The sequence below is a fragment of the Pseudonocardia sp. NPDC046786 genome, from assembly GCF_040645415.1.
Taxonomy (GTDB): Bacteria; Actinomycetota; Actinomycetes; order Mycobacteriales; family Pseudonocardiaceae; genus Pseudonocardia; species Pseudonocardia kongjuensis.
On sequence record NZ_JBEYYF010000027.1, the window covers coordinates 1 to 12,146 of the forward strand.

At 74.9% G+C, this 12,146-nt stretch carries 13 protein-coding genes; 10 read left to right on the forward strand and 3 right to left on the reverse strand.

The annotated features are described in order from the left end of the window. The coding region (locus ABZ881_RS25930) for an HAD-IC family P-type ATPase (protein WP_358488213.1) at positions 1-1,121 on the reverse strand (1,121 nt) is incomplete at its 3' end. A 294-nt stretch (positions 1,122-1,415) separates the two neighbouring features. Here ABZ881_RS25930 and msrA point away from each other — a divergent pair. After that, positions 1,416-1,928: a peptide-methionine (S)-S-oxide reductase MsrA gene (gene msrA, locus ABZ881_RS25935; RefSeq protein ID WP_358488214.1), complete on the forward strand. Its 513-nt coding sequence runs from the start codon at positions 1,416-1,418 to the stop codon at positions 1,926-1,928. A 94-nt stretch (positions 1,929-2,022) separates the two neighbouring features. Here the strand turns inward: msrA and ABZ881_RS25940 are convergent, their stop codons facing one another. Next, the gene (locus ABZ881_RS25940; RefSeq protein ID WP_358488215.1) at positions 2,023-2,202 is read right to left on the reverse strand and encodes a hypothetical protein; all 180 of its coding nucleotides are present in this window, start codon (positions 2,200-2,202) and stop codon (positions 2,023-2,025) included. Between the two features lie 183 nt (positions 2,203-2,385). Here ABZ881_RS25940 and ABZ881_RS25945 point away from each other — a divergent pair, with 183 nt between their 5' ends. The 9 genes from ABZ881_RS25945 to ABZ881_RS25985 all read left to right on the forward strand — a co-directional run bounded on the left by ABZ881_RS25945 (position 2,386) and on the right by ABZ881_RS25985 (position 11,300). Then, positions 2,386-3,318, forward strand: a complete 933-nt coding sequence (locus tag ABZ881_RS25945) for a universal stress protein (protein ID WP_358488216.1) — start codon at positions 2,386-2,388, stop codon at positions 3,316-3,318. Between the two features lie 145 nt (positions 3,319-3,463). Then, entirely contained in the window at positions 3,464-4,057 is a 594-nt protein-coding gene (locus ABZ881_RS25950) for a hypothetical protein (protein ID WP_344017565.1), read from the forward strand. A gap of 103 nt (positions 4,058-4,160) precedes the next feature. Beyond that, positions 4,161-5,132 carry a LysR family transcriptional regulator gene (locus tag ABZ881_RS25955; protein ID WP_358488217.1) on the forward strand — a complete coding sequence of 324 codons (972 nt, stop codon included), beginning with the start codon at positions 4,161-4,163 and terminating at the stop codon, positions 5,130-5,132. Positions 5,133-5,215: 83 nt separating this feature from the next. Next, positions 5,216-6,523 carry an FAD-dependent oxidoreductase gene (locus tag ABZ881_RS25960; protein WP_358488218.1) on the forward strand — a complete coding sequence of 436 codons (1,308 nt, stop codon included), beginning with the start codon at positions 5,216-5,218 and terminating at the stop codon, positions 6,521-6,523. 82 nt (positions 6,524-6,605) lie between these two features. Further along, positions 6,606-7,886: an aconitase X catalytic domain-containing protein gene (locus tag ABZ881_RS25965; RefSeq protein ID WP_358488219.1), complete on the forward strand. Its 1,281-nt coding sequence runs from the start codon at positions 6,606-6,608 to the stop codon at positions 7,884-7,886. Continuing rightward, positions 7,883-8,314: a DUF126 domain-containing protein gene (locus ABZ881_RS25970; protein WP_358488220.1), complete on the forward strand. Its 432-nt coding sequence runs from the start codon at positions 7,883-7,885 to the stop codon at positions 8,312-8,314. Before ABZ881_RS25965 ends, ABZ881_RS25970 begins: the two co-directional genes overlap by 4 nt. Positions 8,315-8,343: 29 nt before the next feature. After that, positions 8,344-9,384, forward strand: coding sequence for an ABC transporter substrate-binding protein (locus ABZ881_RS25975; RefSeq protein ID WP_358488221.1), 1,041 nt, complete (start codon positions 8,344-8,346; stop codon positions 9,382-9,384). Positions 9,385-9,422: 38 nt separating this feature from the next. Beyond that, positions 9,423-10,250, forward strand: coding sequence for an ABC transporter ATP-binding protein (locus ABZ881_RS25980; RefSeq protein WP_344017572.1), 828 nt, complete (start codon positions 9,423-9,425; stop codon positions 10,248-10,250). A gap of 282 nt (positions 10,251-10,532) precedes the next feature. Further along, positions 10,533-11,300: an ABC transporter permease gene (locus tag ABZ881_RS25985; RefSeq protein ID WP_358488222.1), complete on the forward strand. Its 768-nt coding sequence runs from the start codon at positions 10,533-10,535 to the stop codon at positions 11,298-11,300. Positions 11,301-11,330: 30 nt separating this feature from the next. Here ABZ881_RS25985 and ABZ881_RS25990 read toward each other — a convergent pair whose 3' ends face one another. After that, on the reverse strand, positions 11,331-12,068 hold the full coding sequence (locus ABZ881_RS25990) for a sulfite exporter TauE/SafE family protein (protein ID WP_358488223.1): 738 nt from the start codon (positions 12,066-12,068) through the stop codon (positions 11,331-11,333). Positions 12,069-12,146 lie beyond the last annotated feature (78 nt).

Below are 12,146 nucleotides of genomic sequence, written 5' to 3' on the forward strand. Positions count from 1 at the left end.
GTGACCTGCCCCGACCAGCGCAGCGACGAGGTGAACGCGATCTCGTCGCGCAGCTCCCACGGGCTCCCCGGGAGCGCCCCGGCCAGCGCGGCCGAGGTGAGGTTCGGATCGGAGACCGCCGCCGCGAACCGGGCCAGCGGCTGCTCCGGATCGGCCGGGCCGAGCGGTGCGAGCTCGTCGAGGCGCAGCGCCCCGGTGGTGAGCGTGCCGGTCTTGTCGGTGCACACGACGTCGACGTGGGTCACCGACTCGACGGCGTTCACCTGCTGCACCAGCGCCCCCTGCCCGGCGATCCGGGCGGCACCGCGGGTGTAGGCGACCGCGATCAGGAAGAACAGGCCGTAGGGCACCAGCCCGGACAGCACCGCGGTGATCTGGACGACCCGCAGCAGCGAGAAGCCCTCCAGGAACGCCTGCGCCAGGATCGCGCCGCTCATCAGCACGACCAGCGCCATCGTCAGGCGGACCACGAAGTCGATCCGGCGCTGCAGCGGGGTGGCATCGGTGGTGGCGCGGCGGGCGTCCAGGGTGAGCCGGCCCGCGTAGGAGTCGGCACCGACGCCGTCGGCCCGCTGCCGCGCCTCCCCGGCGATGCAGTGGCTGCCGGAGCGCAGCACGTCACCGACCGCCTTCGGGACCGGCTCGGACTCACCGGTCAGCAGCGACTCGTCGGCCTCCGCGTGCCCGGCCAGCACCGGCCCGTCGACGACGATCTGGTCACCCGCCCGGACCACCAGGTTGTCGCCCGCGACGACGTCGGTGGCCGGGATCCGGATCTCGTGACCGTCCCGGACGACGGCGACGTCGGCCTCGTCGAGCAGTTGCAGGTTGTCGAGCTGGCGCTTCGCCCTGGCCTCCTGGACCGCGCCCACCACGGCGTTGATCAGGCCGAGGCCGACGCTGATCAGCGCGTCGTTGTACCGGCCCAGTACCAGCAGGATCGCGCCGATCGAGAACAGGATCGAGTTGTAGAACGAGAAGACGTTCGTCCGCAGGATCGAGGTGTAGCTGCGCGAGCCGCCGGTCACCGGGGTGTTGACCCGCCCGGCGCGGCGCTGCTCGGCGACCTGTGCGGCGCTGAGACCGCGCTCCTGCGACGTGCCTACCGTGCCGGTTGCCATCGACGTCCCCCGGGTGCTGTGCGACCGGCCGATCATGGCACCCGACGCTGTGCATGAGCTGGGAGGTGTCCGCTGTCGGGCCGGCCTGCCCCGCGCCGGGTCGGGGGCGGTGGCTCGACGCAGGCGGGCCGGCCCGGGCGACCCGGCCCGGAGGAGGATCGCGGGTCGCCGCACCCAGCGTCCGTCGGCCGGTGCGCCGCACCCAGGGGCGAAGGTCCCCCACGTCGTGCGCGACGGAACATCCGGTGCGGACGTACTGTTGTACGGGGCGAACCCGAGACAGGAGGCCGTGAGATGACCGAGACCGCGATCCTGGCAGGCGGCTGCTTCTGGGGAGTGCAGGAGCTGCTCCGCAAGCGGCCGGGCGTCGTCTCCACCCGGGTCGGCTACTCCGGCGACCCGAACACGCCGAACGCGACGTACCGCCGCCACGGCGACCACGCCGAGGCCGTCGAGGTCGTCTTCGACCCGGAGCAGATCAGCTACCGGGAGATCCTGGAGTTCTTCTTCCAGATCCACGACCCGTCGACGAAGGACCGGCAGGGCAACGACATCGGCCGCAGCTACCGCTCGGCGATCTTCTACACCGACGACGAGCAGCGCCGGGTCGCCCTGGACACGATCGCCGACGTCGACGCCTCCGGGCTGTGGCCCGGGCGGGCGAGCACCGACGTCGAGCCGGCCGGCGACTTCTGGGAGGCCGAGCCGGAGCACCAGGACTACCTGCAGAAGTACCCGTACGGCTACACTTGCCACTTCCCGCGGCCGAACTGGGTGCTGCCGCGGCGGGCGGCGAGCACGAGCTGACGCTCCCACCACACGGCCGGGCCCCGGGGGACATCCCCCGGGGCCCGTTCCGTTCCCGGTCCCGTTGCGGTGCGCCGGATCAGCGGCCCTCGACTCAGCGGCCCTCGACGTGGCCGAGCACGACGTTCCCGGGATCGCGGACGACGCCGTCGTCGCCGACCGAGCCGATCCGGACGCCGCCGAAGTCGCGGACGTCGCTGCGCTCGTCGGCGATGCCGATCCGCACACCGGAGTAGTCGACGACGACGGTGCCGGAGCTGGTGGATGCGGTCATGGTGTCCTCCCGGTGGCTGGTGGTGCGCGCAGCCTGCGCGCACCGGTGCCACCGGGCCAGGGCGGAACGGCCCGGGCCGTCCGGCGCGGGCCGGAGGTCCCCCGCCGCACGGGCCGTCGGGCCGCTGTGCCGCGCCGCCGGACCGGCCACGGTGGCCGGGAACCACACGGACGGGAGCGGGCCATGAACGACAGCGGCGACGGCGGCGACGGCGGTCGGCGTCCGCGCGCGCGGGCCGGGAACGAGATCGCCGTCGGCTGGGACGGCTCGCCCGGCGCCCACGCGGCACTCGCACTGGTGCACCGGGTGCTCCCCGGCCGTCCCGTCGTGACCGTCACGGTCGGCGACGCACCCGGCCCGGACGATCCCGCCGTCGTGCGCCGGGTGATCGTCCCGGCCCCGCCGGCCGTGCCGGGGCGGATCGGGCGGGCGGTGGCGGTCGCGCTGGTCGAGGGCGCGGACGGCTGCGACCTGCTGGTGCTCGGGGCCCGCTCGACCGGGCGGGCCGACCTGCTCGGGAGCACGGCGTCGGCGGTCGTCGAGCACGCCGGGATCCCGGTGCTGGTCGCACCCGTCCCGCCCGGCACCGGTGGCCGTTTCGTACCCGCCGAGACCCGCACGGCCGTCACCGACCTGCCGCACCCGCGGACCGCTCCCGGCGCCGCGCCCGGCGGCACCGGCCCGGTGGTGGTCGGCGTCGACGGGTCGGCCTCCGGCCGGGCCGCGTTGCGCTGGGCGGTGGCCGAGGCGGCCCGGACCGGGCGGACGGTCCGGGCGGTCCGGGTCTGGGACCCGGCGCCGCTGCCGGTGGACGCGCCGCTCGCCGGGCTGCGGTCCGCGGAACGGGCCGCGCTGGCCGCCGACGTGTCCGGCGGTCCGGTCGTCGCCGAGCTCCGGGAGGGGCCGGTGGCCGCCGAGCTGTGCCGGGCGGCCGACGCCGCCGCGATGCTCGTCGTCGGCAGCCACGGCCGCGGACGGCTCGGCCGGATGCTGCTCGGCTCGGTCAGCGCCGCCTGCCTGCAGCACGCCCGCTGCCCGGTCGTCGTGCTGACCCCCGCCACGGCCGGTGCGGATCCGGCCGCCGACCGGCCGGCGGCCGCGGCACCGGCGGGCTGACCGGCCCCGCTGTGCACCGTTTCACCAGTGATCCTCGTCCCGACCGGCTGTCGTGGCAGCGCATCACGGGTACTTCTCGGTGCACCGGCCAGCACCGTGGGCCGTGACGGACCGGCGGACCAGGAGATCCCGGCGAGGAGAAGCGATGCGTACAGCGGACGACCACGGGCGGTCCGGGGCGCGCCCGGCGCCCGGCCCGGCCGACCGGCTGCGGCGCAGCGCCGCCCGCTGGGAGGACCTGCTCTCGGTCGGTCTGGGCCTGCTGGTCGCGATCGGCCTGGTGCTGGCCTGGCTGGTCGGGACGGCGGCCTACGGGGCCGTCGCCGAGCGCGGCGCCGCGGAGCACTCGGAGCGGGCGGCGACCGAGGCCGTGATCACCGAGCGGGCCGCGCCGATCGGCGACCTGCAGGCCGGGATGCAGGCCGTGACCGTCCGGTGGACCGCACCGGACGGGACCGAGCGGACTGACCGGACGTCCACCCCAGGCCTGCACGAGGTCGGCGACCGGATCACCGTCTGGGTCGGCCCCGGCGGGACGCTGACCACGCCACCGGCCACCGCGGAGGACGCCGTCACGGTCGGTTTCGGCGCCGGTTTCATGACCGTCCTGCTGTGGGGAGTGCTCGTGCTGGGCGCCGGGTTCCTGGCCTTCCGCTGGACCGCGGGCCGGTTCGCCCGGGCCTGGGAGCTGGACTGGGCCGGCGTCGAACCGCAGTGGACCGGTCGCCGCGCCGGCTGACCGCCGGCGGCGGCCCGGGTGCGCCGCGCCGGCCGGGGGTTCCCGGCCCGCGAATGTCAGGCTGATTGACGCTTCGACCGGCCGCGGATAGCGTCCGCGGTTCGTGGACCCGAGCCCCCGGATCAGCGCCCCGACCGCCCGGCTCGCCAATCTCGACCTGAACCTGCTCGTCTCGCTCCGTGAGCTGCTGCGGGAGCGCAACGTCACCCGGGCCGCCGCCCGGATCGGGATCTCGCAGCCCGCCGCCAGCGCCGCGCTGTCCCGGCTGCGCAGGCACTTCGACGACGAGCTGCTCGCCCGCCGCCCCGGCGGCTACGTGCTCACCCCGCTCGCGTCCCAGCTGGTCGACCAGGTCGAGGGCGTCTGCTCGGCGGCGGAGCGGCTGTTCGACACCGGGCACCGGTTCGACCCGGCGACGGCCCGGCGCGGCTTCACCCTGCTCGTCGCCGACTACACGGTCGCCGTGCTCGGCCCGGCGCTGTCCTCGGCGCTGGCCGCCCGGGCGCCCGGGGTGGAGCTGCGCCTGCGCCTGGTGCGCGAGTCGTTCTCCGCCGACATCGGGGAGACCATCCGGCTGATCGACGGCATGTTCGCCCCGCACGCGGTCCGGTTCGAGCGGCCCGAGCTGAACTCCACCGGCCTGTTCTCGGACCGCTGGGTGTGCGTCGTCGACCGCGGCCACCCCAGCGCCGCGGCCGGCGAGCTCACCCTCGACGAGCTCGCCGCGATGCCGTGGGTGGTGCCGTTCGCGCCGGACCGGGGCATGTCCGCCGCCGCGCCGATGACCCGGCAGCTGAACCGGCTCGGGCTCGAACCGGACATCCGGGTCCGGGTCGAGAGCTACCTGTCGGTGCCCTACCTGGTGGCCGGCACCGACCGGGTGGCGCTGCTGCAGGAGCGGCTCGCCCGCCAGGTCGCCGATCGGCTCGGGCTGGCCGTGCTGGACTGCCCCGGTGAGCCGGGGCCGATCGCCGAGCGGCTCTGGTGGCACACCGATCTCGACGCCGACCCGGCCCACCGCTGGCTCCGCGACGTCGTCGTCGAGATCGCGGCAGAGGTCGGGACGACGCGCTGAACAGGAACTATTCGTCCGGTCGATGATCCGCAGGCGGAAGCTCTATTTCCGGAGCCCCGCATGCCGTGCCTAGCGTGTGGGCCATGCCTCATCCGCTGACCGACCTGCCGGTGCGCACCGTCGTCCGGGACGCCCCGGTCCGCGCCGGCGATCCGGCGGAGCACGCCGTGACCACCGACGTCTGCGTGGTCGGCTCCGGCATCGCCGGACTGTCGGCAGCCGTCGAGTCGGCCCGGCTGGGCCGGCGGGTGGTGCTGGTCGACGCCGCGCCGGTGCTCGGCGGGCAGATGGTCAACTCGCTGATCGGGCTGTTCTGCGGGGCGTTCGGGAACGCGCCGGAGCACCGCAGGCTGACCCACGGGATCCTGGACGGGATCTTCACCGACCTGGAGGCCGCCGGCGACCTGTTCTACCGGGTCGGGCACACGGTGACGGTCGGCTACGACGAGGTCCGGCTCGGCCGGTGGGTGGAGGACACCGTCCGCGAGCACGGCATCCGGGTGCTCACCAACGCCACCCTCACCGGGGTCGAGCGGGACGGCGACCGGCTGCAGGCCGCCCGGTTCGCCACCCGGTACGGATCGGTCGACGTCCGCGCGTCCGGCTTCGTCGACGCCAGCGGGGACGCCGCGCTGTGCTGGTCGGCCGGGCTGGCCTGCCGGCTGCCGGAACGCGAGATCTACGGCAGCCAGCAGCTCGTCGTCGAACACCTGGACACCGACGCCGCACCCGAGCCCGCCGAGCTCGCCGGGCGGGTCGCGGCGAAGGCCGCCGAGTACGGGCTGCGCCGCCGCGACGGCCTGGCGTTCTACTTCCCCGGGCGGGGTACCGCGGTGCTCAACATGACCCACATCGAGGCGCCGCTGGACCCGGTCGCGGCGGCCGACGCGCAGCTGGAGGGCAAGGCGCAGGCCGACCGGGTCGTCGGGTTCCTGCGGGCCGAGTTCCCGGAGGTGTTCGGCAAGGCCACGGTGCGCTCCTACGGCCTGCCCGGGCGGCGGCAGACCCGCTGGCTGGCCGCGGCCCACCAGCTGACCGTGGACGAGGTGCGGGCAGGCACCCGCTTCCCGGACTCGGTCGCCCGCACCGCCTGGCCGATCGAGCTGCACGACACCCCGGACGGCTACGTCTGGGAGACCTTCGGCCCCGACCACCTGCACTACGTGCCGCTGCGCTCGATGACCCCGCCGGACGCGTCGAACGTGCTCGCCGCGGGCCGCTGCGTCGACGGCGATGCTGCGGCGCTGTCCAGCGTGCGGGTGATGGGGCCGTGCGCGGCGATGGGGCACGCCGCCGCGCACGCGCTCGACCTGGCGGGCCCGGACGGCAGCGTGCACGACGTGGACGCCGCCGAGCTCACCGGCCGCATCCGGGAGAACGTCGACGACTGATCCGGCCCCACCGTCCCACCACGAGGAGACCGGCAACGATGCCCAGTCCCAGCACGAGCGAACCCACAGTGGCAGGTGCGGCGTGATCCTCACCGACGACGAGCGCAGGATGCGTGACGGCGCGGACGGCCCGGCCGTCGCCGCGGCGATGGACCTGCTGATCCGGTACGCGGCCGCGCTGGACGCCGAGCGGCTGTGCACGGTGCGCAACGTCGCCGGGACGACCACCCAGCCGTCGCCGCTGAAGGCCCGGCTGGTCGCCGAGGGTGGCTGGGACCGGGCGTTCTCGGTGATCAACCTGGACGCCGACGAGACGCTGCCGATCCCGCCGATGGCGGTCCCGACCTGCCAGCTGCAGCAGGGGTTCGGGCCGGACGCGGCGGGCGTCGTGCCGTACCCGGCGGAGTTCGTCGCGCTGCAGAGCGACGCCGAGGTGTTCTACGGCGGGCGCGGCGTCTCGGTGCTCGCCACCTGCACCCCGTACCAGGTGGGGAACCTGCCGGTGCGCGGCGAGCACTGCGCGTGGATGGAGTCGTCCGCGGTGGTCTACGCGAACGCCGTGCTGGGCGCGCGCACCAACTGCGAGGGCACCGCGTCGACCGGCGCGGCGAGCCTCACCGGCCGGGTGCCCTGCTGGGGCAACCACCACGACGAGCACCGGCGCGGCACCCACCTGGTCCGGGTGGACACCCCGGTCGCGACGTTCCTGGACTGGGGCCTGCTCGGGTACTTCACCGGCGACGCGGTGCAGGAGGCCCGGCCGGTCGTCACCGGGGACCACGCGCTGCCCGAACTGACCGATCTCAAGCACTTCGGGGCGGCCGCGGCGTCGTCCGGCGGGGTGGAGATGTACCACGTACCGGGCGTCACCCCGGAGGCGCCGACGACCGAGGCCGCGTTCGGCGGGGCGGGAGTCCCGGAGCCGATCGTCTACGGCGCAGCGGAACGCCGGGCGACCTACGAGCGGCTCAACGACCAGGGCGGCAGTGAGGACGTCGACTTCGTGCTGCTCGGCTGCCCGCACGCCTCGCTGGACCAGATCCGCGACGCCGCCCGCGCGCTCGACGGCCGCCGGCTGCACCCGGGCACCGAGCTGTGGATCATGGCGCCGCGTGCGCTGGCCGCGGTCGCCGAGCGGTCCGGCTACACCGCGGTGATCGAACGCGCCGGCGGGCGGGTGCTCACCGACTCCTGCCCGGCGATGTCGCGGGCCGCGCCGGAGGGCACCCGGGTGTTCGCGACCGACTCCGCCAAGCAGGCCCACTACCTGCCCGCGATCCTCGGGATCGAGGCCTGGTTCGGCAGCACCGCGGAGTGCGTGGACGCCGCCGTCACCGGCCGCTGGCGGGGTGAGCTGCGGTGAGCGCGGCGCGGACGGTGCTGCGCGGGCGGACCGTGGTGCCCGGCGTGGTCGAGGGCGAGGCGCTGGTGTCGGCCGACACGATCTCCGGCTGGGGCGGCATCGATCCGGCAACCGGCACGATCATCGAGGCCCGGCATCCGCTGGCCGGGGTGTGCTTCACCGGCCGGATCCTGGTGTTCCCCGGGGCGAAGGGCTCCTCGGGCTGGTCCGGCTTCTTCCAGACGACCCGGCTACTCGGCACCGGACCGCTCGGGATGATCTTCACCGTCACCACCACGAAGGCCGCGCTCGGCGCCGTCGTCACCCGGGTCCCGGCACTCGCCGACCCGGACGGCGACCCGGTCCGGCTGCTGCGCACCGGCGACCTGATTCGGCTGGACGCGACCGCCGGGACCGTCGAGCTGCTGAACCGGGCGGTCTCCGGATGACGCTCCCCACCACCCACGGAGGTACCCCGATGGCACGCACCACCACCGGCCGGCTGGCCGCCGCGCTGCTCGCCGCGGGGCTGGTGCTCGCCGGCTGCGGCGGGTCCGGCGGCGACGGGGGCGCCGACGGCCCTGATGAGATCACCTTCCTGAACATCCTGCCGATGGAGTCGCTCGGCTACGCAGCCGAGATGGTCGCCGACACGAACGGCCACTTCGCCGAGCACGGGCTGGACGTGAACTTCGAGGCCACCCAGGGTTCCGCGCCCGCCATCCAGACGCTGCTGGCCGGATCCGCCGAGATCTCCCGGATCGGCGACATCGAGACGATGGTCGCGGCGGGGGAGCGGGGTGCGCCGCTGGTCGCGATCGGCTCGGTGGTGCACCGCGGCCCGATCCGGATGATCTCCGCGGAGCGCGCGCCGGTCACCGAAGCCGCCGACTTCGCCGGGAAGCTGGTCGGCACGCCGTCCGAGGGCGGCACCAGCTCCATCACCCTGGACCTGGTCGCGGGCTCGGCCGGGATCCCGGCCGAGGACGTCCGCCGACAGGTCGTCGGGCTCAGCCCGGGCGTCTTCGAGCTGGTGCAGGCCGGCCGGGTGGACGCCTTCATCGTCTCCCTCGACACCGCGATGGTGCTCGACGCCACCCGGCCCGAGGCCGTCGTCTACGACCCGAACGACGCGATCTCCGCCGGCTCCCAGGTGTACGCGACGTCGGCCGCGATGCTGGACGACCCGGCCGAGAAGGACAAGCTGCGCCGCTACCTGGCCGCGATCGCCGACGCCACCCGCTTCATCACCGAGGACGAGGCGAACGGGTTCGCCGAGACCATGCGGCTGATCGGCTCCGCGTACCAGGTGCCCGCGCTGGCCGACCCGCAGGTGGCGACGGCCGCGCTGTCCGCCTACGTCGAGTCCTACAACGCCGGCGACGGGCCCACCGGGATATCCCCGCAGCGCTGGCAGGCGACCTACGACGAGATAGCCGGGATCGGTCAGCTCCCGGCCGGCCTGGACCCGGCCGACTGGCTGGACGGCTCCGTCGCCGCGGCGGAGGCCACACCGTGACCACCACCGCGAGCGCTCGACCCGAGGAGGAGAGGGACATGACGCAGGAGACGGCACCGCGCGCGGCGGGGGACCTCGCGTCCCGGGCGGTCGGGATCCGGGTGTCCGGAGTGGACAAGATCTACCCGACCCGCCGCGGCGAGGTGCACGCGCTGTCCGGGATCGACCTCGACGTCGGCCGCGGCGAGTTCGTGTCACTGGTCGGCCGGTCGGGCTGCGGGAAGACGACGCTGCTGCGCATCCTGTCCGGCCTGCTGGCGCCCTCGGCCGGCACCGTCGAGGCGGGCGGCCGCCCGGCGTGGGTGGCCGGACGCCGCGACGACGCCGTGTTCGCCGAGTTCGGCCTGGTCTTCCAGGAGGCGAACCTGTTCCCGTGGTTCACCGTCGCCGAGAACGTGGGCCTCCCGCTGAAGCTGCGCGGGGCCGGACGCGCGGCCCGGCGGGCCCGCGCGCTGGAGCTGTGCGCGACGGTCGGGCTGTCCGGGTTCGAGGACTCCTACCCACGCGAGCTCTCCGGCGGGATGCGGCAGCGGGCGGCGATCGCGCGGGCGCTGGCCTGCGACCCGTCGGTGCTGCTGATGGACGAGCCGTTCGGCGCGCTGGACGCGCTGACCAGGGACCGGATGAACCTGGAGCTGCAGCAGATCCACGCGGTGTCCGGGGCGACCGTGGTGTTCGTGACGCACTCGATCCCGGAGGCGGTGTTCCTCGCCGACCGGGTGGTGCTGCTGACGCCCCGCCCCGGACGGATCCGGTCGATCGTGCCGGTGGGACTGCCCCGGCCGCGATCGGCCGGTGTGGAGTCGCAGCCGGAGTTCGGGGAGATCGTCGCGGAGCTGCGGCGCGAGCTGGACCGGGAGGACTGAGGCGCGATGACGACGGTCGAGCGGGGTGGGCAGGTGCCGGAGCGGGGCCGGGGTGCCGGTGGGGCAGATTCGGGTGCTGCAGGTCCGGGCGCTGCCGGTTCGACTGCCGCGGTCGCCGCCGCGGGTGAGCCGGATGATCGTGCCGGTCCCGGTGCCGTGCGGGCGCCGCGCGGAACGGTCCCGGCCGGCCCGGATGTGGCGGGCCCGGACGGCGCGGGGCCGCCGGGTGCGGCCGGCCCGGGCGCCGACGGTGGCGCGGGACCGGACGGGGAGTCGGTGTGGATGCGCCGGCTGCCGTGGGTCTCCGGGCCGCTGATGCTGGTGTTGCTGCTCGGCGGGTGGCAGTTCGCGGTCTCCGTGGTCGGCGTCTCGGAGTTCATCCTGCCCGCCCCGGCCGCGGTGGCCTCGGCACTGGTGCAGCTGTTCTCCGGCCCGGAGATCTGGGGGCACGTGGGGATCACGCTGTTCGAGGTTCTCGCCGGGTTCGGGATCGCGTTGGTCGCCGGTGTGACGGTCGGGGCGGTGCTCGGCCGCGTGGTCTGGCTGCAACGCGCCGTCCAGCCTGCGCTGGTGGCGTTGCAGGTCGTGCCGAAGGTCGCGTTCGTGCCGATCTTCGTCATCTGGTTCGGGTTCGGCCCGACCTCGAAGATCATCATGGCCGCGCTGCTGGCGTTCTTCCCGATCATGCTCAACGTGATGCTGGGCGTCCGCTCCGTGGAGCGGGGACACCGCGACGTGATGCGCGGTCTGGGTGCGGGCCGCTGGGCGACGTTCCGGAACCTGGAGCTGCCCTCCACGTTGCCCTACGTCTTCGCCGGCGCCGAGGTGGCGATCGTGTTCTCGGTGATCGGCGCGATCGTCGGGGAGTACCTCGGCGGTAGTGCGGGCCTGGGCTTCCTGGTCGTATCCAGCCTGAACGCCCTGGATGCACCGCGGCTGTTCGCGGTGATCGTGTTGCTCGCGGTGCTGGGCTCGTTGCTCTACCTCGCGGTGACGACGGCCAAGCGGCTGGTCATCCCGTGGCACGAGTCGGTCTCCACCGGCGTGTGACCGCGCACCCCGCGCCGGCGCCCGAGCGGGCTACAGCCAGCCGTCGACGAAGAGCCGGACGGCCAGCCCGAGACCGGCGGCGGCGATCGCGATTCGCAGCGCCCGGGTGGGCAGCCGGCGCGCCAGCGGCGGACCGAGCCGGGCGCCCAGCAGCAGGCCCGCCGCCAGGGCCGGCACGGCCGCCCAGGCGACGTCGCCGAACAGCGCGAACCCGACGGCGGCGACGGCGTTCGCAGCCCAGCTCAGGACGTTCTTCAGGCCGTTGGCCCGCAGCAGCGTGGTACCCGGCAGCGTGGCGAGCAGCGCCAGCATCAACACCCCGGCGGCCGCGCCGAAGTAGCCGGCGTAGACCGCGACCGCGAACACCCCGGCGGCGACGCCCGGGCCGGGTTCGCGGGGCGCGGCCGGGCGCGGTGGCCGCAGCAGCAGTGCTGCCGCACCGCCGACCAGGAACGGCACGATCCGCTCGAAGCCGCCCTCCGGCGTGAGCAGCAGCAGCCCGGCCCCGGTCGCGCCACCGAGCAGTGCCGGAACGACCCAGCGTCGGATCTGGGGCCCGGCCCCGCGCAGCTCCGGGCGCGACCCGGCGACCGAGCCCGCGCCCTGGAACAGCATGCAGACCGTGTTCGTGACGTTCGCGGTCGTCGCCGGGAGCCCGACGGCGAGCAGCGCGGGATAGGAGAACAGCGAGGCCAGCCCGGCGACCGCGCCGGTCAGGCCCGCGCCGATCCCGGCGACGAACAGCAGGAGCACCTGGGCGGCGGTCACCGGCCGGGGCGGGGGAGCGGTACGACGTCGACGATGTGTCGATCATATCGACATGCATCGCAACGGCCCCGGTATCCC